This window comes from Methylophilus sp. 42, assembly GCF_000384155.1.
Taxonomy (GTDB): Bacteria; Pseudomonadota; Gammaproteobacteria; order Burkholderiales; family Methylophilaceae; genus Methylophilus.
Map to the genome: position 1 here is coordinate 1,286,538 of NZ_KB913031.1, position 22,266 is coordinate 1,308,803.

Genomic DNA, 22,266 nt, shown 5'->3' on the forward strand with positions numbered 1-22,266 from the left:
GATTATTTGCAGTGTAATGCATTTGTGCCAATAGTGACATGCTTGCTTGCAAATTAGCTTGGTACTGTTGTGGTGAGCAGGGGGAGCCGTCTGCCCGCCATTAATTGGCAAGCACTTGCATCATTTCTTTGCGATTTTTACGGCTGCGTTTGTTGGCATACATGCGTTTATCGGCAATGCGCATGAGTTCTTCTGTCTCACTGGCCTCATGCGCAAAGACGATGCCTACACTGGCACCCGTGCTGACGGAGCCTTCTTTTTCCATCTGCAAATGCGTATATTCCAGCTGGTGCTGGCACCACTCTACATCATCTTCATGACACAGAATGGCAAATTCATCGCCACCCAGCCTGTAAAGCTGGCCACTGGTATCCAGTTTTTTGGACAGAATCTGACTGAAGCTTTTTAACAGGTGATCGCCTGCGTCATGACCAAAGTGGTCGTTGACGTATTTCAGGTTGTCCATATCAAGAAACATCATGCAACCATGCTCGGGGAACTGCACCATTTGATTTTCGAGCGCATGGCGGTTAGGCACGCCGGTCAGCCGGTCTGTCATGGCAATGGAACGCGTGCTTTGCAGCTCGACCAGCATATGCTCTTTTTCTTTATGCAGGCGGTTCATTTGATAGGCGACCAGCAGCGAAAGCAAGATGGCCTCTACCGCCACCGCGATCAAACCGAATTGCTCGATGGTCCAGGCATTAGAGGTCAAGCGCTCAGCCGTGATAGATAAGCCGCCCAGGATACCAAATACCGAGATCGCAAACAGGTAAAGCTGGGCGATACGATTCTTTTGCAGGCTGAGGCGGATGCCGCAGGCCAGGCCGAACATCAGGAAAACGGCGACGCCAAATCTGTCCATTTCCAGCATCCAGTTGGGGAAGATCATGGCAAACACCAGCAATGCCACCAGGACCGTGCGTGCCACCATAGACAAGTAATAGAGCTTGGCATGATGTAACGGGTTGATGCCCAGCAAGTGGCAGACAAAGCTAATATAGGCCAGGTTGGAGAGCAGAATGGGCAAGCTGGTCAGGTAAAACCAGTGCCATGCAAAGAGTTGTTTAAATACCCCTAGCGCAGCGCTCTGGAAAATCAGGTTGCCCAAAATAAACAATGCATACATACGCTCGGTGGTGTGTCCAGGCGTCATGCCAATGGCAGCGTAATAGGTGAAGATGCCGAACAAGACACCCAGTAACAGCAAGCTGGCAGCCGTGGTGCGGTTGGTTTGCTGCTGGTAGGTGCTTAGCTCGGAGACGAAAATCTCAGGTTGCGCCAGGTAGTAGGGCGATTGCAACCAGGTGGCCAATCGATAAGTGCCAGGCTCCAGGTGGATAATACGGCCGTGCCTCAGTAGCAATGGATCATTCTCCTGGCTGCTTAAGCCACCTTTGATAATGCTGGTTTGCTGCTTGTTATCTGTGATTTCGTGCTGAAAATGCGCAATGGTTGATGTGTTTTTGAAGTCGATCACATACTGATCTGCATGCGAGATTTTGAGTACGCTCTGGCAGACGAATTTGCCGCCTTGCAACGGGATGCTGGCAATCACCACACCCTTGCTGTTCATGCAGGTGGTGCCGAGCAAAGTCGGGGTCGCTGAGGCCTGCGGCATCAGTGCAACCCATAACGAGATCAGCATCCAGAAGAAGAAACGTTGCAAGCCTAATTATCCAGTGAAAATGTCGAATCTCGACGCAGTTTACATGAAACATTCCGTGGAACGCTTAGGATAACGCATTAAAGAAGGCAAAGAATTACTAATAAAGTGTAGAAAATAGCCGATAAAAAACCCGCATAAATGCGGGTTTTTGTGCTAAGAAAACAATTATTTGTTTTCAACCGCGGCTTTAGCGGCGTCGGCGGTTTCTGCTGCCTGTTGCTCAGCGGTTGCTGCGGCCTCTTTTGCGGCTTGCACTGCATCAGCGGCAGCATCTTTGGCTTCGCTGGCAGCGGCTTCGGCATGCTCTTGTGCAGATTCGACCGCTTGTTCAATCTGTGGCTCTTTTTCACCACAAGCGACCAGCAAGGTGCTGCTCAAGGTAGCGATCAGTAATAAACGAATGAATGATGACATAGTCGTGTCCTTTGTAAGATGAGTGGTTGGCTATTATTGTGTGTAACGCTTATTCCGGAATGCGCAGTACCTGGCCTGGGTAGATTTTGTCAGGATGGTTCAGCATGGGACGGTTTGCCTCAAAAATCTTCATATAGCTATTGGCATTACCGTACATTTCTTTGGCTACTTTAGACAAGGTGTCGCCTTTGACTACGGTATAAAACTTTGCTTCAGGCTCAGGGCTAGGGACGTGCAACTGGTCTTGCACCGCTTCAACGCCGGCCACATTGCCACAGCACAGCAGAATTTTTTCCTTATTCTCTTGCGTGTCGATATTGCCTTGCACGATAACGGTGCCGCTGGCGCCATCAAACTTCACGTCATAACCGGTCGTCGGTAAGTTGTTTTTGGCGATATAGGTTTGAATGGCCTTAGCTGCCGCCGCGTTTGCAGCGTCCACATTGACCGGGGTCGGGGCTTTGCTTGCTGTTTCTTGTGCGGCTTTTGCTTCTCCGGCACCAAACAGTTTTTCACCTGCTTCTTTAATAAAAGAAAATAATCCCATCGCTTGCTCCTGACTTGTTATTTTATGAAAAGAAATTTCATCATAGCAAATTGGCGGCGCGGTCACTACCTATTGGCATTAAAAATGTGGCTGCTATGGCAAAGTTTGTAATTGGCTGGCAATTTGGTCACTGAGCAAGTCAAGATTCTGGCCCAAGGCTCGCACCAGCGCGGGGTAGCCATTTTCAGCCAAAGGCGTGCTGAACTTGAATGACTGGCTGGCGCCTGCCACATGGTTTGCGCCAATCAGTTGCCATTGACCACTCAGCACGGCATAACCACGCATCTGGCCGTGAAACTGTTCTATGGTCAGCTGCAGGGTGTTGGCAGCAGGTAATCCAGGCTGCGGGTCGACCACGATTGTATTGTTGAGCCGACTGGCCAGGCGTACGCGCAGGCCGCGCCGCAACTCCTGCGCCAGATTGTCTACCCAAAGATGGTCACGCGCTGGCTGCATGGTGATGTCGTCGGTCTGGATGACGATGCGGTCTGTATCCAGGTAATCCGCCAACTGGATACGGTTTAAGACCAGTGTACGTGTCTGCGCCGTTGAAAGCGATGATGCCGTCACTTCCGGCAGGCTGTAACGCTCAGTTTTGACTGGCGGATTCGATTTGAAGCAGCCGGTTAGGCTGAGCCCCAGCAATAAAGCCAGACTAACTCTTAATTGTTTTTTCTCGATCATCATGCGTCAGGTTCCTTACGGGTTGGCCGGTGCCATCGGTATCGGGTCATTGCCAGGCTTGCGGTCAAACAGGATGGCATTGGGTTGCTCATTCAAGGTGCGCGCCAATGGCTGGATATCGCGCAAGGCTTTATCCAGGCGTTGCAAGGTCGTTGTCAGCTCCTGATACGCTGGCGACTCGGGTGATAGACCTTTTAATGTCGTACGCAACTCCTGCATGGTCTGGTTGATATTGGCAGGCATCTGTTGCAGGTCAGGCTGGCTGAGTAACTGATTCACTTGCTGGCTCAAGGCGCGGATTTCCTGCATGGTTTTTTCTGACTGCTGCAGGTTTTTATCCAGGCCGGACAACACAGGCTCCACTTTCAAACCATTGAGTTTATCCAGCAGGTCAGACAGTTTCTGTTCAATCTGCGCCAGGTTAGTCGCGGTGGTCGGCATCACTGGTAAACCTTCAAAACGCTCGCGTTTGTAGGTTTTGTGCGCATGCTGGTCCATATTCAGGTCGACAAACACAGAGCCTGTGATCAGGTTGCCGGATTTAAGCGTCGCGTGCAGGCCGCGTTGCAACATCTGCGCAATGCGGCTTTTCCACTCTTCCAGGTCAGCCTTGCCATTATCGGCCAGGCGGCCGGGTTCCAAATGAATCAATACCGGGATGGCGTAACGGAAATCTTTTTTGCGTTCCGGCGAGTTGAATTTCCATGGCACATTGATCACCGTACCCACGCGCAAACCACGGAACTCTACTGGCGCGCCTTTGGACAAGCCACGCACGGTGTCGTCCACCAGTAGCACATATTGCAGGTATTGGTCGTAGGTTTGCTGGCGTGCGGCATCTTCATTGGCAAACAGTTCAAAGGTGGCTTCGGAGCGTACCGGTTGCCCCATCGGCCTGTCATCGACATGGCCAAAGCTGACGCCGCCTGCGATCAGGGATTCGACGGTGGGAATATTTGCCTTGAATCCTTCTGAGTCCAGTTTGACATCAATGCCTACGGTCGTCCAAAAACGCGTGTTCTCAGTGACCAGTACGTCATAAGGGTGTTCAACAAATAATTCATGCTGCATCTGGCGTTGCTTGGGGTCGAATACTGCGCTGACGACCCTGCCCACGCGTAGGCCCTGGTAGCTGACCGGATCCCCCACACGCAAAGAATTACCGACTTTACCGATGAGGTTCACATGCACACCCTGGGCGCCATTAAGTGAGATGGGCGCTTGATCCAGCACGGTGAACTGGTCCGATTCTTCTAGGCTTTTGCCTGGTTGTAATTGAATATAGGCGCCGGAAATCACCGTATTCAGGCCGCTGATGCCTTCCAGTCCAATGCGTGGTTTGACCACCCATAATTGCGTATCCTGCACCAGCATGGGTTGCGCTTTTGGGGTGATGCGCGCCAGCACTTCAATATGCGTCAGGTCTTCAGACAGGGTGACTTGTTCCACCAGGCCGATATCTACGCTATGCACCTTGATTTTGGTTTTACCGGCTTCTATGCCTTCGGCATTGGTGAGGGAGAGGGTGATTTGCTTTCCCGCTTTGGTGTAGTTGTCGTAAATCAGCCATAGTCCAATCAGCAGGGCGACAATAGGCACGATCCAGATCGGCGACAGCCGGGCTTGCTTGCTGACTTTGGCCAGCAATTGGTTGTTGTCTTGGTTATTCTCTGTCATGCGTGTTTCCTTGGGTATCCCATAGCAGGCGCGGGTCAAAGGCCATGGCGGCCAGCATGGTGGTAATCACCACCGCACAGAATGCCAGCGCTGCCGGGCCGGGCAATACTGACATCAGGTTGCCCGATTGTATCAGCGCGACCATGATGGCGACGACAAACACGTCGACCATGGACCAGCGGCCAATCAACTCTGTGAGCCGATACAGCCTGGTTTTTTGCTGTGCCGTTAACGGGCCAGGGTATTTTGCCAGCAATGAAAGCACCACCAGTATCAGCATCTTGATAATAGGCACCAGTACGCTGGCGACAAAAATGACCACGGCAATGGGCTCTGAGCCATGCTGCCATAACTCGAGCATGCCACCAATAATGGTAGAAGCGTGTGTTTGCCCCAATGAGGTGGTAATCATCATCGGGTAAGCATTGGCCGGAATATAAAGCACTGCTGCGGTGATTAACAACGCCCAGGTAAATTCCAGGCTGTTGGGTTTACGCATATGCAAGGTGCTACCGCAACGGCCACATTCATGGCTGGCCGCAGCGGCCGAAATGGTGTTGACCAGGCCGCAGGTGGCGCAGCCAGTGGCATGTTGATCTGCTGCATTGATGCCGCAACGGATGCTGGTATCTGGTGGCGGCTCACCGGCTAACCTGTACCATAACCAGTCGATATCCACCGAGCGCGTGGTCATGAGCAGCAGGACGGCAAACACGCAGTAGGCCCAGAACGAAGCGCCCAACTGCACCTCGCCAATTTCGGTGAGTTTCACCAGGCTCACCAGCGCTGCAACCATGAACACATCGGCCATCATCCAGGGGTGCAGGCGTGAAAACAGGCGTGCAATCACATCGCTATAGGCACGCGGCACCCGGCGTAACACATTGGCCTGCATCAGGATCACACCGACCAGGTATAAAGCGGGCAATACGAACGCTGTGCAACTGACAATCAACGCTACCACGGGTTGATGCACATCGACTAGGGTCACCGCCGTCTGCGGCAATTCAATCTGCGTATCCAGGCCATTGGTATCCATACTGATAAACGGGAAAGCGACCGCAATTAGCAAGGTCAGTAATGCACTGATGGCCAGCGCAATGCTGCGTTGAACCGGATGCAAATGGCGTCTGGCCAATACATGCCCGCAGCGCGGGCAACTGGCGTGTTCACCTGGGCGCAGCACCGGGATCGCACTGACCATGTCGCAAGCACGACAGGCACGCAATCTTCGCCATTTTGTATTTTGCTGGGTCGTCATACGGATGGATAAAGAATGGATTGACCTGACTGTTTGGGTGGGTTTTTCATAAGCATGGTAAACGGGTTGGATTTGAACGCGCAAGAAAAATTCCAGCGGAGGTGTTGCGCTATGCCAGATCCATCATGGTTTAGTGATGAAAGCCTGCCGCCATCATCAACCCCTTGAGTAACATGCTGACGATCGCCAGGGCTGCAATACTGGCTAGCCAAATCAGGAAAAACCAGCCCAGACGTTTCAGGGTGTTTTTGGGCGTGTGTGTCATTAATGGTAAGCCTCGCCCTTGTTCACTTTGCCGCGAAACACGTAATAGCCCCAGGCGGTATAGATCAGGATAATCGGAATAATAATCACGGCGCCGATCAGGGCAAATTGTTGGCTTTGTGGTGGGGCCGCGGCAGCATGTATGCTCATTTCCGGCGGGATAATGTTAGGCCAGATGCTGATGCCCAGGCCTGCATAGCCGAGTAATACCAGGCCCAGCGTATAAAGAAACGGGCTGGTTTCGGCCTTGGCCTTGAGTGCGCGTTGCAATTTGTAAAAGAAAAATATCACCAGCAAGGGCACAGGCGATAACCACAGCAGGTTGGGCAAGCTAAACCAGCGCTCGGCGATGCGGCTGTCCATCCATGGCGTCCACAGGCTGATCACTGCAATAATCACTAGCAATGCCATAGAAATACCTTGTGACAGCTTGTAACAGGTGGTTTGCAGTTCGCTTGTGGTTTTAAAAATCAGCCAGGTGCTGCCTAGTAAGGCATAGGTGACTAATAAACCTAGCCCGGTAAAGAGCGAGAACGGTGAAATCCAGTCCAGCGGCCCACCTGCGTAGGCTTGGTTCACCATTTTAATGCCTTGCAAATAGGCGCCCAGCGTCACGCCCTGAAAAAAGGTGGCGGCGATAGAGCCGCATAAAAAGGCTTTGTCCCAAAAATGGCGCTCTGCATCATGTGCCCTGAAGCGGAATTCAAACGCCACACCGCGAAAAATTAAGGCCATCAGCATAAACAGCAAGGGCAGGGAGAGGGCGCTTAAAATCACCGAATAAGCGAGAGGGAATGCCGCCAGCAAGCCAGCACCACCTAATACCAGCCAGGTTTCATTACCGTCCCATACCGGGGCGACTGTATTCATCATCAGGTCTCGGTCCTCTTTTTCTTTAAAGAACAGGTAGAGGATACCTATGCCCAGATCAAAGCCATCCATGATGATGTACATCATGATGCCGAACAGGATAATGATGGCCCACACCAGTGATAAGTCCATTGCGTCGCCCCTTTATTGATCTTTGGTGTTAGCCGGTGACTTGGCATCCGGATGAAACTCGGGTGCCAGTGCAAATGCATCCACGTCGCCCGGGTTCACCGAGATGGCATCCCCTTGCAGCGCTTCATCCGTTTTTGGCCCGATATTCACCAGCCGCAAGACATACAGCGTGCCCATGCCAAATACAGCCAGGTAGATAATGACAAACAATGCCAACGTGAGACCAACTTCGCTGGCGGTATGCGGTGTCACCGCATCCGCGGTGCGTAACACACCATACACCACCCACGGCTGGCGCCCGATTTCTGTGGTAAACCAGCCCGCCAGAATGGCAATCACCCCGGCAGGGCCCATGGCGGTGGCAAATGTGAGGAAAGGCTTATGTTGGTATAACTGTTTTTTGTAACGTAACCACAATGAGGTGGCGGCTAGCAACATCATCAGCATGCCCAAACCAACCATGATGCGGAAGGTCCAGAAAATAATAGTGGCATTGGGGCGGTCTTGTGGCGGGAAGTCTTTCAGTGCTGGAATCTGCTCAGTGAAGGAGTGGCGCAAAATCAAACTGCCCAGCACGGGGATCTCTAAAGCAAAGTGATTCTTTTCTTGCGCCATGTCCGGCCAGGCGATCAGTACCAATGGGGTCGCTTCGTCGCCTTTATTCTCCCAGTGGGCCTCAATCGCGGCGATTTTTGCCGGCTGGTGTTTCAAGGTATTCAATCCATGCATATCGCCCACCACCACTTGCAAAGGCGCCAGCAACAATATCAACCACAGTCCCATAGACAGCATTTTGCGTACGCCGGCATTCTCTTTTCCTTGTAGCAACTGCCAGGCACCCGATGCGACCACAAATAGCGCAGTCGCCAGATAGGCGCCTATCACCATATGGACTAAGCGGTATGGGAACGATGGGTTAAAGATGATCTTGAACCAGTCTACCGGAATCACTTTGCCGTCAATCAGTTCAAAGCCCTGCGGCGTGTGCATCCAGCTATTCGATGCCAATATCCAGGTTGCCGACACCAGTGTGCCGATGGCCACCATGACGGTGGCCGCAAAGTGTAGCGTGGGCCCGACCTTATTCCAGCCAAACAACATTACGCCCAAAAAACCCGCCTCAAGAAAAAAGGCCGTCAGCACCTCATAAGCCAGCAGTGGCCCGGTGACGCTGCCCGCAACGCTGGAGAAACCAGACCAATTGGTGCCGAATTGATAGGCCATGACCAGGCCAGACACCACGCCCATGCCAAAACAGAGTGAAAATAACTTGACCCAAAAATGATATAAGTCGAGGTAGACGGTATTTCTGGTTTTTAACCAGCTCGCCTCCAGCACGGCCAGGTAACTGGCCAGGCCGATGGTAATCGCCGGAAACACGATATGAAAAGAAATGGTGAACCCGAACTGGATTCTTGCCAAGGTCAATGCCAAATCAGACATGCTTATCCTTTTACATCACTGGCAATATTCGCATAGGCGTGACGTCACGTGCTTGCGCTCACTTGCGTGGAAATTACTCGCCAGGAAATATTAACTCGCCGAGGAATATTATCAGCGTTGACTCGTATTGCTGGCAATAAGTTTTACGGGCGAGCTGGCTATTCCTGTGAATGATGCAAAATGCGGCCTAATCACGCTGCTTAAAAATGAATTGATTTCGTATGAAAACGCAATATAATGAACTTTAAGTCTATTAAATATTAATTTATTGATGTCTAAAAAAACAAACTCACTAGCGAGTGCTAACCCGGATGTGCTAAAGGCATTAGAAACGCTAGGCTTGCGCCTGCGTGCCAACCGCGTGGCTTTGGGCTGGACAGTGAAGGAGATGTCAACCCGCTTGCTCTGTTCACAGAATACTTACCGGGCGATTGAGGCTGGCAAGCCTAGCGCGAGTGTGGGCATTATTGCCAATGCACTGTGGCTGTTTGGCCAATTGGATAATCTGGAGACTGTTGCGCCTGTCTCCGTGAGTGCTAGTGCGTCTATTCGCGCCAGAAAAAAACCTGGCGTAACCGATGCCGCATTCATTTCAGAGGACGAGCGTGATTTCTAATCGCACCATTTATATAGGCCTGGCTGCCAGGTTCGATACCGATGTCAGGCCCGCGGCGATTTTGAAACTTGCGCGCAGAGGCGTGATTGAGTCCAGCCAATTGGCTTATGGCACCGGATTTTTGGCGGCGCCTGATGCCTTTGCACTAAATCCGCTACATCTACCGCTTAAAAATGAAGTCGTCAGCGTGGCCGAGCGTCGCGTGCGTGACGGCGGCGCGTTACCTTTGACTTTGTGTGACGCGTTGCCGGATGCCTGGGGGCGCAAAGTGCTGGAGTCCCAGCAGGGCCGTACCCTGGATGATATTGATGTATTGCTACTCACCAACGCCAATCGCGTTGGCGCAATGACTTTCGCCGAGACCTTGCCGATTCAACTGCAAGCAGCCGACAGTGAACTGTTTTCACTTGATGAAATGGCTGAGGCGGTCAAGCGACTAGAGGTCGCCATGGAGATACCGTTGCACCTGCGTCGACTGCTCAATAAAGGTGGCAGCCTAGGTGGGGCCAGGCCCAAAGCGGATTTCATCCACGATAATAAAAGGTGGATTGCGAAATTCCCGGCAAGTAGCGATGACCACGATGTAGAGTTGCTTGAGGCCGCCGTGCTAGCGTTAGCCGGACTGTGTGGCATAGACGTCTCCCCGCACACACTGGCGCCCATACATCGCGGGCATGCCTTGTTAGTGCAGCGTTTTGACCGGGCTGGCACTGTGGATGACGAAACGCGCATACATTACCTCTCGGCATCTGCGTTACTTAATGTGCCCTACAACTCAAATGGCGGCAGTTATATTGAATTCGCGCAGGTGATCAGAAAGATTTCAGCCCAACCCGAGCACGATTTAAAGCAGTTATACCGCAGAATGGTATTTAACCTCATCATCGACAATACCGATGACCATGTCAAAAACCATGGCATGTTGCATGTCAAAGGCAATCAATATCAGCTTTCTCCCGCGTTTGACGTCGTCATGCAACTGACGAACGTGCATTACCAGGCGCTGGCTATTTTCCCCGGCAACAATCTTTCCAAGCTCAGCTTGGCCATACGTGCGGCTTCACATTTCGGTATTAACGAAAATATTGCCAAAGCAATCATTGACGATATTGAAGAGAAAGCGCGTCAACAGTTATTGCCTATTGTTGAAAGGTTAGGCGGCAGTGATGTGCTGATGAAAAGAGTGCAGCAGTGTTTGGATCGGCAGATGGCTTTTATTCACGCGGAGTAGGTTGCGTGAAGCTGGGATAAAGGTGGTCTTTTTAGAAAACCATTATTCAGTACGGCGAATAAAGCAAAAGGCCTTGCATTTCTGCAAGGCCTTTTTTATTTGGCTCCTCAACCTGGGCTCGAACCAGGGACCTACGGATTAACAGTCCGGCGCTCTACCGACTGAGCTATTGAGGAATCGGTACGTCGTTTGAAGGCGCTATATTACTGAGGCCTCGCCCCTTGGTCAACTACTTTTTGCGAAATATTTTATATTTTTTGTGGCGGGTGAATGACCTAAACAAAATGCGTGATCCGTGGCTATTTTTACGCAAATTTTTGTAATATTCGCGCCACTGATCCTTGACAGCGGCGGGTTTGTCAGGGTGCTGACTTATAATATGTGTCAGGAGAATACGATGCGAACCATGGTTGGTAAAATTGCGAGTGTGGATGGCGTGGCAGAAGTGATTGATGCCCGTGGGCAGCACCGCGCGCTGGTCGCGGGTGATTTGTTGCGTGAAGGCGATCAGGTAGTGACGGCTTCAGGTGCAACATTGGCACTGGAGGCAATGACGGGTGAGCTGATTCAGTTTAATGGGCAGCAAACCATTACCATGACAACGCAACTTACCGCTCAATACGTTGCAGATGCGAGTGATGACGCGATACACCCGTGGTTGTTGCAGCATGTGCTGGCTTCAGTGCAGTCTGGCGAGGACGTGTTGGATATCGCTGGTTTATTGGCGGAGTTGCCTGTAGAAAACACATTTTCTGCATTTGCAGCGACAGTATTGCCTGATGAATTGACCGCCGCTCTTCATATTGATGACCTGATTCAGGATCATGCAGCCAGCCAGTCGTCTGCTTTAGGTGCTGGTGCGGTGGATTTGATGGCAAGCACCAGTTTGCCGAGTGAGGTGGCTTTGCAACAGAGCTTGCTCAAGGACTTCATCAAGGATTAACCTTGAATGCAGAAAATAAAAAAAGCGCCCTTAGGCGCTTTTTTCTTTTCAGGCGAATGCTATTCAGTTGAGCGCTTTTTCAATACGATTCAGTGCTTCTTGCAGGTTTTCCATACTGGTGGCGAACGAGATGCGGAAATAGCCTTCGGCACCAAAAGCAGAGCCTGGTACCACAGCCACATTGTGCTCTTCCAGCAAGTATTCAGCCAACGCCATATCTGACGCGTCTTTGATTTTGCCAGCCTGGTGCAGGCTTGCGATGGCCTGGCGTGCATCCGGGAAAGCGTAGAACGCGCCACCTGCCATTAAACAGCTCAGGCCTGGCATGGCGTTGAAACGGTCAACCACATATTTGTGACGCTCGCGGAACGCGGCCACCATCGGCTTGATACAGTCTTGTGAACCACTCAAGGCTGCTTCGGCAGCATATTGTGAAATCGAGGTTGGGTTGCTGGTGGATTGGCTTTGCAGGATTTCCATGGCTTTGATGATATAAGCCGGGCCTGCGGCGTAACCAATACGCCAGCCGGTCATGGAGTAGGCTTTGGATACGCCATTCAATACGATGCAGCGGTCTTTAAGGCCTGGCGCTGCATTGAGGATGTTATGGAATTTGTCACCCGTCAGGTTGACGTGTTCATACATATCATCGGTGGCGATTAATACATGTGGATGCTTCAGCAACACTTCACCCAATGCTTTTAACTCATCCAGCGTGTAGACCGCGCCGGTTGGGTTGGAAGGGGAGTTGAACATCACCAGTTTGGTTTTGGCGTTAATGGCTGCTTCCAGTTGTGCTGGCAGCAGCTTAAAGCCTTGTTCGATACCGCATTCGAGAATCACTGGCTTGGCCTCGGCCACCATGGCGATGTCGGCGTAGCTGACCCAGTAAGGCGCTGGAATAATCACTTCATCGTGCGGGTTTAATACGGCCAGGCACAGGTTGAAAATGGTTTGCTTGCCGCCAACACCGACGATGACTTCGTTTAAGGCGTAGTCAAAACCGTTTTCATTTTTGAATTTATTCACGATGGCTTTTTTCAGCGCTGGAATGCCGCTGACCGGCGTGTATTTGGTGTAACCGGCATCAATCGCTGCCTTGGCTGCATCTTTAATATGCTGCGGCGTATCAAAGTCTGGTTCACCGGCGGCCAGGCCAATAATCGGGCGACCTTCGGATTTATATTTGGCAGCTTTGGCAGTAATGGCCAAAGTTGGAGATTCTTTAATGGATAACACGCGTGCAGACAGCACGTTGGCGGCAGCTTGGCTCAAGATTGCTTCCTTGTTGGGTCGACTATGCTCAAACAGGCCGCCGGGTGCGACCTGCAAAAAATTGAAAAACGCAATATTTTACGCAAAAAACCACGGCTGTGGAAGCTGGCGCAAGCAGTTTTTCTAAAAAAATCAAGCCGTTATTTCTGGCAATGTTGTTCGCAGCCGAGATAAGCCTGGTAGACGGAAACCAATAACGGATCAATTTGCTGCAATTGGGCCTCGATCTGGTGTACGGTTTGCTGGTCGCCGAGTTGTTGCGCGACTTCTCCACGTCTGAACCAGGCTTCGACAAATTGTTTATCCAGACTGACGGCTTGATCAAATGCGCTGGCGGCCAATGCGAATTGCTTTAACGAGAGGTTCGCCAGGCCCAGGCTAAACCAGGCATCGGCGCTGGTGGGCTCTTGCTGCGTCCATAAGCTGCTCACTTTTTGCAGGGCTGCCCAGTCTTGCCGGGACTCAGGCACTGCTGCGCGCATATAAAAAGGCTTTTTGTCTTCGTCTTCTTCCCACAGGGCTTTGCCATGCACCGGGAATTCGGTGGTGGCGGGCATTTTCTCCAGTGTATCCAGCCATTCGACCGGCAGCGCAAAGTGAATGCTGCCGCCATTGCCTGCGGTTTTGAAGGTGTTAATGCCGACCAGCCTGCCTTCCATGTCAAACAGGCCGCTACCGCTGGCGCCCATTAAAAACTTGGCACTGCTGCGTATCATATTGCCAGGTTGCGTGGGGTAGAGGCCCTGAATTTCACCCACAGAGGTGATGGGTGCCGGCACGCCATTGGAGTGGCCGATGGCGGTGATTTCCTGGCCGCGTACCAGATCGTGGCTATTGCCGCGAAGGACGGGTTTAAAGGGCATATTGTGGGTGGTGACCAGGCAGAGGTCGTGCCAGGCATCGGCGCGTACGCTGGTGATCGGGTAACTGTCCTCACCGCGTGACACCCAAGGCTGTTTGGTGGCGCGTAATACATGACAATTGGTGACGACGCTGTTATCAGCAACCACTACGCCGGAACCATAGGCCATGCCACCATCCAGGTTGTAGCCGCGGATCATGACGACACCAAAATAGGCCTCCATCAATGCTTGCTGGTTATAAGCATTGGCAACGGATGTGCCGAGTAATAGGCATGCTAAAAACAAGTGTTTCACGGAATCCCCCTGGTGCCTGTTTTGGTGTGTTTGAAGTGACTGATTCTTGCGATAAAAGTTCGGGCGAAAGGCATCTCTGAAAATTGTAAATCCTGCGCCTGTGGCCGCAAAAACAGTTAAAATATGATTTATACCATTCTTGTCTCCAGATTGTTCTTGTGATCGTCACTTTCCCTGGCAGTAAATACGAATTGCACCAGCCGTTTCCACCTGCTGGCGATCAGCCACAGGCGATTGAAAAGCTGACGCAAGGCATTGATGATGGCCTGAAATTTCAGACCTTGCTCGGTGTGACTGGCTCTGGCAAAACCTACACCATGGCCAATGTGATTGCCCGCACTGGCAAACCGGCCATTGTCATGGCTCCGAACAAGACACTGGCTGCGCAACTCTATAGCGAATTCAGGGAATTTTTTCCGAATAATGCCGTGGAGTATTTCGTCAGCTATTACGACTATTACCAGCCAGAAGCCTACGTGCCTTCGCGTGACTTATTTATCGAAAAAGATTCCAGCATTAACGAGCATATTGAGCAAATGCGCTTGTCGGCGACCAAAGCCATTCTGGAGCGTGAAGATACGATCATTGTGGCGACTGTGTCGGCCATTTACGGTATTGGTGACCCCGGTGAGTACCATGGTATGGTGCTGCATATCCATCAGGGTAAAAAGGTTGCGCAAAAAGACATCGTGACGCAACTGATCAATATGCAGTATGACCGTAATGACTTTGATTTTAGCCGCGGCTGTTTTCGCGTGCGCGGCGATATTATCGATGTGTTCCCGGCAGAAAACAGTGAAACAGCGGTACGCATCAGTCTGTTTGATGATGAGATCGATAGTATCCAGTTATTTGACCCGCTCACCGGGCAGGTATTTAACAAAATCCATAACTTCCGTATTTTTCCATCCAGCCATTATGTGACCGCGCGTGAAGCCACGGTGCGGGCGATGGATACGATTAAAGAAGAGTTACGCCAGCGCGTGAGCTTTTTTCTCAGCGAAAACAAATTGGTTGAAGCGCAACGTATTGAACAGCGTACGCGGTTTGACCTCGAAATGCTGAATGAAATTGGCTTTTGCAAAGGCATTGAAAACTATAGCCGCCATTTAACACGGCGCAATCCGGGCGATCCACCGCCAACATTGATTGATTATCTGCCTGAGCAGGCATTGATGATTATTGATGAAAGCCACGTCACCGTACCGCAGGTAGGCGGCATGTATCTGGGCGACCGTTCGCGCAAATCTAACCTGGTGGATTACGGCTGGCGCCTGCCGTCAGCCATGGATAACCGGCCGCTCAAGTTTGAAGAGTTTGAGCGCATTATGCGCCAGTGCGTATTTGTGTCGGCGACCCCGGCGGATTACGAAAAAAATCACCAGCAGCAAGTGGTAGAAATGATTGCGCGCCCGACAGGTCTGGTTGACCCTGAAATTACGGTGAAACCGGCCGATACGCAGGTCGATGATTTACTGGGTGAGATTAAACTACGCGTGGCCGTGGGCGAGCGCGTGCTGGCGACGACGTTGACCAAGCGCATGTCTGAGGATTTGACCGATTACCTCAGCGAGCATGGCGTCAAAGTACGCTACTTGCACAGTGATATTGATACGGTAGAACGCGTCGAAATCATCCGTGATTTGCGCCTGGGCGAGTTTGATGTGCTGGTGGGCATTAACCTGCTGCGCGAAGGCCTGGATATTCCTGAAGTGTCATTGGTCGCCGTACTGGATGCTGATAAAGAAGGCTTCTTGCGTTCTGAACGCTCATTGATTCAAACCGCGGGTCGTGCAGCGCGCAACCTCAATGGTACGGTGATTTTTTACGGCAACAAAATTACCCGCAGCATGAAACTGGCGATGGACGAAGCCGATCGCAGACGCAAAATCCAACTGGCGTTTAACGCCGAACATGGCATCACGCCTAGGGGTGTGACCAAGCGCATTAAAGATATTATTGACGGCGTTTATGATAAAGACGAAGCACAACGTGAACGCAAAGCCGCCCAAGAGCAGGCCAGCTATGAAAACATGAGCGAGAAAACCTTGACCAAAGAGCTCAAGCGGGTTGAAAAAGCCATGCATGATGCGGCCAAGAACCTGCAATTTGAAAAAGCGGCCCAATATCGTGACCAGTTGAAGAAGCTTAAGTTACAGGCGTTTGGTGCCGAAGTAGAAGATTTGAAATGACCACGTTAAATCTGTGTATTGGTTCGATTGCCGCTGTGTGCACTACGATAGCATTTGTGCCGCAGGTGATTAAATCATGGCGTACCAGGGATTTAAGCGGGATATCACTGCCAATGTATACGATATTTACGACAGGCGTATTGTTATGGATGATCTACGGCATATTGAGACAGGATTGGCCTGTGATCATTGCCAATGCGATCACCGCGATACTGGCTGGCGTCGTTCTTTGGTTAAAATTAAAATCTGTATTAAGCCGTTAAATTAAGATTGATTGTTGATTATTTTTATAATTATTTTGTTTAGGATACGACCATGAAAAAAATTACAAAAGCAGTGTTTCCGGTGGCCGGGCTAGGCACCCGCTTCTTGCCGGCGACTAAAGCCAGCCCAAAAGAAATGCTGCCTGTTGTTGATAAACCGCTGATTCAGTATGCGGCTGAAGAAGCCATCGCTGCTGGTGCGACTGAGCTGATTTTTATCACGGGCCGTAACAAGCGTTCGATTGCCGACCATTTTGACAAGGCCTATGAACTGGAAGCCGAGCTGGAAGCTGCGGGCAAACAAAAACTACTCGATATCGTGCACAGCATTTTGCCAAAAGGCGTGAGCTGCGTGTTTATCCGTCAATCACAAGCACTGGGTCTTGGCCATGCGGTATTGTGTGCTAAGCCGGTAGTGGGTAACGAGCCATTTGCCGTATTGCTGGCAGATGATTTGCTGGTGGGTGATGTCTCTATCACCAAGCAAATGGTAGATGTCTATGCCGAGCAACAATGCTCAGTACTGGGCATTGAAACCGTGGCGCCGGAAGAAACCAGCAGCTATGGCGTGGTCGATGCGATTGCTAAAACAGATGATTTGCTCGAAGTAAAAGGCATGGTGGAGAAACCTAAACCAGAAGAAGCGCCTTCTAACCTGGCAGTGGTTGGCCGTTATGTGTTGAGCCCACGTATTTTTGATTGCCTGGAGCATGTTAAACCTGGCAAAGGCGGCGAAATTCAACTCACGGACGGTATTTCTGCATTGATGGAATACGAAAAAGTGATGGCTTATCGCTACAAAGGCAAGCGCTATGATTGCGGTAGCAAACTGGGCTTTATGCAGGCTAACGTCGAGCTGGGGTTAAAGCATCCTGAAATCGCCGATAGCTTCAGAAGCTATTTGAAATCACTGGCAATCTAATCAGGCATGCTCGCGGCACAAGCACAGTCGCCAGATTTCTGGATCGCCCATTCGGATGTCGTATTTACAGCGGCAGAAGTCAGCCTTGCCATTGACCGCATGGCTGAGCAGTTGCGTGATCAGTTATCTGGCCAGCCTGTGATCTTGCTGTGTGTGATGCGTGGCGGCTTGTATCTGGCAGGCCAGTTAATGAGTCGTTTGCCATTGCCAGCCCGGCTGGACTACCTGCAAGCCAATCGCTATCACGGCACTGCCGGGCAAGAAATCGTCTGGAGCAAGCAGCCAGAACTGGATCTGGCCGGGCAAACCGTGGTGGTATTGGATGATATTCTGGATGAAGGTATTACGCTGGCTGCGGTGGTGGCGTATTGCCAACAAGCGGGCGCCAGCCGCGTGCTGACTGCAGTACTCACCGAAAAAGATAACGGCCTGCAAAAACCACTGCAGGCCGATATTGTCGGACTCACCGTGCCTAACCGCTATGTGTTTGGCTGTGGCATGGATGTGTATAGCTGGTGGCGTAATCTACCAGAAATCCGCGCGTTGCAAGCCTAGTGTTGACATGCCAGTGCTGGCGTTATTCAGGCACTTCAACTTCAAAATCGATATTCGCCACTGACACCCCATAGCCGGGGTTCGTTATAAATCGCGATCTGATTACCTAAAAAGTCTTTTCCCTTGGCCACGGCAAATTGCTGGTTGGTCAGGTTTCTTACCCACACGCTCCATAGCCAGTGCTGGTTGTCCGTGGTGTAGTTGAGGCAACTGTTGAGCAAATTTCTCCTGGCAAGCTGGCTGGTTTCTGGCTCATTACTGATACCGCTATAAGTGGCTGATTGATAATAGTGCTGCAGGCTGGCTTCGAGTTTGCCTTTTAGCATGCCTGAGTGAAAACCATAACTTAGCGTGTTGGCCATACTCCAGCGTGGCGCGTCAGGCAGCGCCTGACTAGAGGCATCGGTGCCATTGGCACCACCACTGGGAAAGCGCAGGTAGCTGGCATCCAGATAAGCCAGTGTTGAGTTGATATGCCATGCCTGGCCAATCGGGACTAGCGCGCTGAACTCCAGCCCTTGCGTTCTCACGCTGGCGGCATTGCGCAACTGCAATACTTGCGTATTTGCGCCTAGCCGGGAAAACTGGAACACCTGGTAGTTGTCGTAATGATTCACAAACAGTACCGTGTTGAAATCAAACGCCCTGTGCTGGTAATGCCAGCCCAGCTCCAGACTATTTACAGACTCAGGCGCGAACGCATAACCATCCTGCACTTGTGCCCGATTCAGAAAATCCACATTCCAGCCCCCATTTTTATAGGTCCGTGCAAATTTGGCTAACAAGGTATTTCTTTGGTTGGGGTGATAGCTCACCGCTAGCAGTGGGGAGAAAAAGTGGTTAGCCATGGCCTGCTTTTGCTGGTTCAAGGTACCGATACGAAAAGCGCCACTTTGTGAACCATCCAGGCTGAAATCCAGCTGCTTTTGCTCCCACTGGTAGCGGCCACCTATGTGCAGCGTGAAAGGATCCAGATCGTAACTGGCATTGGCATACAAGGCCTGGGTCTGTGTATTTACCTTGGCCTGCAGCGGCACCACTGCACCTGCCATCACGCCAAAAGTGGCACCAAATGGGGTGAAAACAGTGGCTGATGGCCGTTTCACCAGTGTTGCCATATCGTTACCAAAAACCGCACGTCTGTCATTTGATTGCTCTTCCTGCGAGAAATACAGGCCAGCTACGTAGCGTAGCGCCGCCTGCGCATCCGAGCTGTAACGAAACTCCTGGCTGGTCAACTGCTGGCGGTCTTTATAGTAGGTTGCCAATACATCATTGCCGCTATAGTCATTATCCGTTTGCCGGTCATGTCTGTGGTCCCTGGCCGCCACGATCACCTCCAGTTGCGCTAGATTGGCCAACTGCCGCTCACTCTGGATGCTGAATCCTTGCGCCAAGGTGTGTGAAACGGGCTGCGTATTTACAAACACGCGTGAGAATGAATTGCCACTTTGCGCTGGTTGACCAAACATACCGGTGAGTGGCTGGGCCAGAAAGTTCTGGTTGTTGAGGTCTGCATAGTCTGCATACAACTTCAAGCGATGCTGCTCACTGGTTTGTATCTGCAACTGAGCACGGGCGGATGTATTGTCCTGATCTTTCAGCGATTGACTGGTATGGTCATTCTCGACATAGCAGTCACGCGTTTCTTTTCTGATCGCGATACGGCTGTTGATATGCTCTGCGAGAGGCATATTCATGACCGCTGTGGTTTCGCGATAATCCAGATGACCAACCCCAAACTTAATCTGCGCCTGGGGTGTGGCTGTGGCTTCTTGTGTTGTAACGCGGATCGCCCCGGTATCGGATTGATTGCCATGTGTATACCCCTGGGGGCCTTTGGCAATCTCCACTGCATCAATATCAAACAACAGGTTTTCCAGCGACATCGTGGGGCCAACATTCACGCCATCCACATATATCGCAGTACGTGCATCAAAACCGGCATTTCTGCCACCACCACCCACGCCGCGAATATACGCACTTTTATAGACGCCATATTGCTGTATGGAAAAGTTGGGCAGCAAGGTGTTCAGCTGAGATAGCTGGCTCACATGTGCGTTTTGCAAGCTGTCGTCTGCAATTACCTCCGCCATTAATGGCGTGAGATGCGCCGCGGCATTTCTTTTGACGGCAGTGACTTCAACATCGGGTAATTCGATCTCGTACACATCCTCTTCTGCAATTGCCGTTTTGCTAATGGTGATGGCTAATAGAAAAAGAATGCGTTGATTGAGACCGCGTGGAACAGGAGAGACTGCTTGCATGGACATGATAGATTTTTATATTTTTTAAAAATCTATCATGTTTAGGCCTGCTTGTGAAAACTAAAGCCAGAACGCTGGTGGCAGAGGGGGAGCTGGAATAGGTTAATCTTGAATACAGGTTTTTGTATGTTGTACCATTTTTCCATCCATGAGTTGTGTTGTTTCTTCTCCCAAGCGACACTTCTTGTCGGCATCCAACACCCATACATTGTGATAGATTTCTGTATAACTAGAGATATTCCATGCCCAGATGGTTTCATGCCCTTGGCCATCAAGCGCACTCACTTCTCTTAGCTTGCTATAGCCATTCAATTTCTTATCCATGATCTCTAACAAACTGGTTGCTGGCGTATCCCATATCAGCTTTGCCGTCGTTTTGTTCACTTTAAATAGCCACATAGGGCAGTCATGCGCACTACATAAACAGGCATGCGCAGGTTTCACCAAATACGCCTTTGTGGATTTGCTCAAACCCACTAACTGTGCTTCAAATAAGTCATTGGGCTTAGTATCTTGGCAAGCGTTTATGCCGTCTGGAGCAATTTTTTTGCTTAGCTGAGCAATGATGGAGGAGGGAATCTTAGCCGGACTCTTCACTCTTTGCTCAGCACCAAACTCTTCAGCACTTTGAGCGCATAGAGCGATGAGTAACAGGGCGAATAAAGCGGTGATCGATGCTGATAATTTCATAGGGTTAAGGCTTGTTGGCGGAGAAGGAGGGCGTTGGAAAGTTCTTTATTACCATTAATAATCAATGAATTATATTTTTTAAGTGTAGCCGTGTGTAACGCAAGCGAGCAATTATTCATGAAGTCAGTCGATAGCGCAACCCTTGATAATGGGGTGCGAATCGCTGTGGGGGAACCGGTGGGCTAATTGTTGTACGAGGTAAGGAAAAGGCGCAAGGCTCCAGTGTGTCAAAAGGTGCACTGGAGGAGAGGTTTAGTTGTAGGCAGTACTTATAAGCCGAGCATATAACCCTTTTCTTGTCCGCCCTTTTGGCCGCTACTCTTTTATATTCGGACTCCAAAATGCCTGGGAGATAAAAGGGGAGGCTAGAAGTGTGTCTACAACTTGATTGAGCGAGTCGGTCTCAACGGAGTTGGCTAAGAGTGTTGCCTCAATCTCGATGCTGTCAGCACCAAACACATGCATTTGTAATTGCTGTACAGGAAAGTTGCCAGCTTCTAGGGTGCTTTCTAGCAATGCCAGGGCGTCCTTTTGGTTTGCTTTGAGTGCAATGACATAGAATGTGTTGGTCGCTTCAACACGCATGGTGTCAATCGGCTTCCTATTAATCCCATTCACAATGGGTCTAAGCACTGTATTGGTTGCTAAGACGAAGATAGTCCCCAGCACAGCCTCAAGGATTAAGTCAGCTCCTGCACAAGCTCCGACAGCAGCAGACCCCCAAAGGGTTGCAGCAGTATTGAGTCCACGCACATTGCCTTCTTCACGCATAATGACACCAGCACCTAAGAAGCCAATACCAGATACCACATATGCAACAATATGGACTGCTCCTTCATTGCCTGTGAGGCGGTTTCCCATATCGACAAAGATGGCAGCTCCAACGGCTACCAGTACGTTAGTTCTCAGTCCCGCTGTACGCTGTCTGAATTGACGCTCAAAGCCAATCACCGAGCCGCATATAAAGGCCATGGTCAGGCTAATGGAGCTATCTAACAGAGATACCAGGTTGATGTTTTGAATCACTTGTAATGTCATGACTTATCACACTATCCGAATCGCAGTTATTATTCTCAGTGCGCATAGTACACGCTGTGTCAACGCTTGGCACTAGCTAAAGGTTTTAATCCTCAGCTCGAGCTAGATAAGGGGCTGTAGGTCGTTCCTGGGCAATTCGGCGGTTCTTACGCTGGT

Annotated in this window: 21 protein-coding genes and 1 tRNA gene; 7 read left to right on the forward strand and 15 right to left on the reverse strand. The window is 50.8% G+C overall.

Annotated elements, in window-relative coordinates; genetic code table 11:
• Nucleotides 1-100: 100 nt before the first annotated feature.
• The 9 genes from MET42_RS0106300 to MET42_RS0106340 all read right to left on the reverse strand — a co-directional run bounded on the left by MET42_RS0106300 (nt 101) and on the right by MET42_RS0106340 (nt 8,961).
• A complete protein-coding gene (locus tag MET42_RS0106300) occupies nt 101-1,669 on the reverse strand; it encodes a diguanylate cyclase (protein ID WP_232411354.1) in 1,569 nt (522 codons plus the stop codon).
• Between the two features lie 165 nt (nt 1,670-1,834).
• Nucleotides 1,835-2,083 carry a hypothetical protein gene (locus MET42_RS0106305; protein ID WP_019881995.1) on the reverse strand — a complete coding sequence of 83 codons (249 nt, stop codon included), beginning with the start codon at nt 2,081-2,083 and terminating at the stop codon, nt 1,835-1,837.
• A 49-nt stretch (nt 2,084-2,132) separates the two neighbouring features.
• Nucleotides 2,133-2,630: a peptidoglycan-binding protein LysM gene (lysM, locus tag MET42_RS0106310; RefSeq protein WP_019881996.1), complete on the reverse strand. Its 498-nt coding sequence runs from the start codon at nt 2,628-2,630 to the stop codon at nt 2,133-2,135.
• Nucleotides 2,631-2,723: 93 nt separating this feature from the next.
• On the reverse strand, nt 2,724-3,317 hold the full coding sequence (locus MET42_RS0106315) for a membrane integrity-associated transporter subunit PqiC (RefSeq protein ID WP_019881997.1): 594 nt from the start codon (nt 3,315-3,317) through the stop codon (nt 2,724-2,726).
• A gap of 12 nt (nt 3,318-3,329) precedes the next feature.
• The gene (gene pqiB / locus MET42_RS0106320; protein ID WP_019881998.1) at nt 3,330-4,991 is read right to left on the reverse strand and encodes an intermembrane transport protein PqiB; all 1,662 of its coding nucleotides are present in this window, start codon (nt 4,989-4,991) and stop codon (nt 3,330-3,332) included.
• On the reverse strand, nt 4,978-6,336 hold the full coding sequence (locus tag MET42_RS0106325; RefSeq protein ID WP_232411356.1) for a paraquat-inducible protein A: 1,359 nt from the start codon (nt 6,334-6,336) through the stop codon (nt 4,978-4,980). Before MET42_RS0106325 ends, pqiB begins: the two co-directional genes overlap by 14 nt.
• 46 nt (nt 6,337-6,382) lie before the next feature.
• A complete protein-coding gene (locus MET42_RS14565) occupies nt 6,383-6,517 on the reverse strand; it encodes a DUF2474 domain-containing protein (RefSeq protein ID WP_019882001.1) in 135 nt (44 codons plus the stop codon).
• Entirely contained in the window at nt 6,517-7,518 is a 1,002-nt protein-coding gene (cydB, locus tag MET42_RS0106335; RefSeq protein ID WP_019882002.1) for a cytochrome d ubiquinol oxidase subunit II, read from the reverse strand. Before cydB ends, MET42_RS14565 begins: the two co-directional genes overlap by 1 nt.
• A gap of 12 nt (nt 7,519-7,530) precedes the next feature.
• Entirely contained in the window at nt 7,531-8,961 is a 1,431-nt protein-coding gene (locus MET42_RS0106340) for a cytochrome ubiquinol oxidase subunit I (RefSeq protein WP_019882004.1), read from the reverse strand.
• Nucleotides 8,962-9,232: 271 nt separating this feature from the next.
• Here MET42_RS0106340 and MET42_RS0106345 point away from each other — a divergent pair, with 271 nt between their 5' ends.
• Together MET42_RS0106345 and MET42_RS0106350 are read left to right on the forward strand one after the other, a co-directional pair.
• Nucleotides 9,233-9,577, forward strand: coding sequence for a helix-turn-helix domain-containing protein (locus MET42_RS0106345; protein WP_019882006.1), 345 nt, complete (start codon nt 9,233-9,235; stop codon nt 9,575-9,577).
• Nucleotides 9,567-10,808, forward strand: a complete 1,242-nt coding sequence (locus MET42_RS0106350; RefSeq protein ID WP_019882008.1) for a type II toxin-antitoxin system HipA family toxin — start codon at nt 9,567-9,569, stop codon at nt 10,806-10,808. Before MET42_RS0106345 ends, MET42_RS0106350 begins: the two co-directional genes overlap by 11 nt.
• Nucleotides 10,809-10,908: 100 nt before the next feature.
• Here the strand turns inward: MET42_RS0106350 and MET42_RS0106355 are convergent.
• Nucleotides 10,909-10,984: transfer RNA gene (locus tag MET42_RS0106355), tRNA-Asn, on the reverse strand.
• 221 nt (nt 10,985-11,205) lie between these two features.
• Here MET42_RS0106355 and MET42_RS0106360 point away from each other — a divergent pair.
• On the forward strand, nt 11,206-11,751 hold the full coding sequence (locus MET42_RS0106360) for a hypothetical protein (RefSeq protein WP_232411358.1): 546 nt from the start codon (nt 11,206-11,208) through the stop codon (nt 11,749-11,751).
• A gap of 63 nt (nt 11,752-11,814) precedes the next feature.
• On the opposite strand, the gene MET42_RS0106365 is transcribed toward MET42_RS0106360, so the two are convergent.
• Nucleotides 11,815-13,026 (reverse strand): pyridoxal phosphate-dependent aminotransferase, encoded by a 1,212-nt coding sequence (locus MET42_RS0106365; protein WP_019882010.1) that lies wholly within the window; start codon nt 13,024-13,026, stop codon nt 11,815-11,817.
• Nucleotides 13,027-13,166: 140 nt separating this feature from the next.
• Nucleotides 13,167-14,183, reverse strand: a complete 1,017-nt coding sequence (locus tag MET42_RS0106370; RefSeq protein ID WP_019882011.1) for a tetratricopeptide repeat-containing serine protease family protein — start codon at nt 14,181-14,183, stop codon at nt 13,167-13,169.
• Between the two features lie 158 nt (nt 14,184-14,341).
• Between MET42_RS0106370 and uvrB the strand changes: the two genes are divergently transcribed.
• From uvrB to MET42_RS0106390, 4 genes are read left to right on the forward strand one after another with little or no spacing between them, the layout of a single operon-like run.
• Nucleotides 14,342-16,375: an excinuclease ABC subunit UvrB gene (gene uvrB / locus MET42_RS0106375; protein ID WP_019882012.1), complete on the forward strand. Its 2,034-nt coding sequence runs from the start codon at nt 14,342-14,344 to the stop codon at nt 16,373-16,375.
• Nucleotides 16,372-16,638 carry a SemiSWEET transporter gene (locus MET42_RS0106380; RefSeq protein WP_019882013.1) on the forward strand — a complete coding sequence of 89 codons (267 nt, stop codon included), beginning with the start codon at nt 16,372-16,374 and terminating at the stop codon, nt 16,636-16,638. Before uvrB ends, MET42_RS0106380 begins: the two co-directional genes overlap by 4 nt.
• Nucleotides 16,639-16,690: 52 nt before the next feature.
• A complete protein-coding gene (galU, locus tag MET42_RS0106385; RefSeq protein ID WP_019882014.1) occupies nt 16,691-17,560 on the forward strand; it encodes a UTP--glucose-1-phosphate uridylyltransferase GalU in 870 nt (289 codons plus the stop codon).
• 6 nt (nt 17,561-17,566) lie between these two features.
• Nucleotides 17,567-18,115: a hypoxanthine-guanine phosphoribosyltransferase gene (locus MET42_RS0106390; protein ID WP_019882015.1), complete on the forward strand. Its 549-nt coding sequence runs from the start codon at nt 17,567-17,569 to the stop codon at nt 18,113-18,115.
• A 41-nt stretch (nt 18,116-18,156) separates the two neighbouring features.
• Here the strand turns inward: MET42_RS0106390 and MET42_RS0106395 are convergent, their stop codons facing one another.
• From MET42_RS0106395 to MET42_RS0106405, 3 genes are all read right to left on the reverse strand, one after another.
• On the reverse strand, nt 18,157-20,388 hold the full coding sequence (locus tag MET42_RS0106395; RefSeq protein ID WP_019882017.1) for a TonB-dependent receptor: 2,232 nt from the start codon (nt 20,386-20,388) through the stop codon (nt 18,157-18,159).
• 96 nt (nt 20,389-20,484) lie between these two features.
• Nucleotides 20,485-21,072 carry a hypothetical protein gene (locus MET42_RS0106400; protein WP_019882019.1) on the reverse strand — a complete coding sequence of 196 codons (588 nt, stop codon included), beginning with the start codon at nt 21,070-21,072 and terminating at the stop codon, nt 20,485-20,487.
• A 315-nt stretch (nt 21,073-21,387) separates the two neighbouring features.
• Entirely contained in the window at nt 21,388-22,110 is a 723-nt protein-coding gene (locus MET42_RS0106405; protein WP_019882020.1) for an MgtC/SapB family protein, read from the reverse strand.
• Nucleotides 22,111-22,266 lie beyond the last annotated feature (156 nt).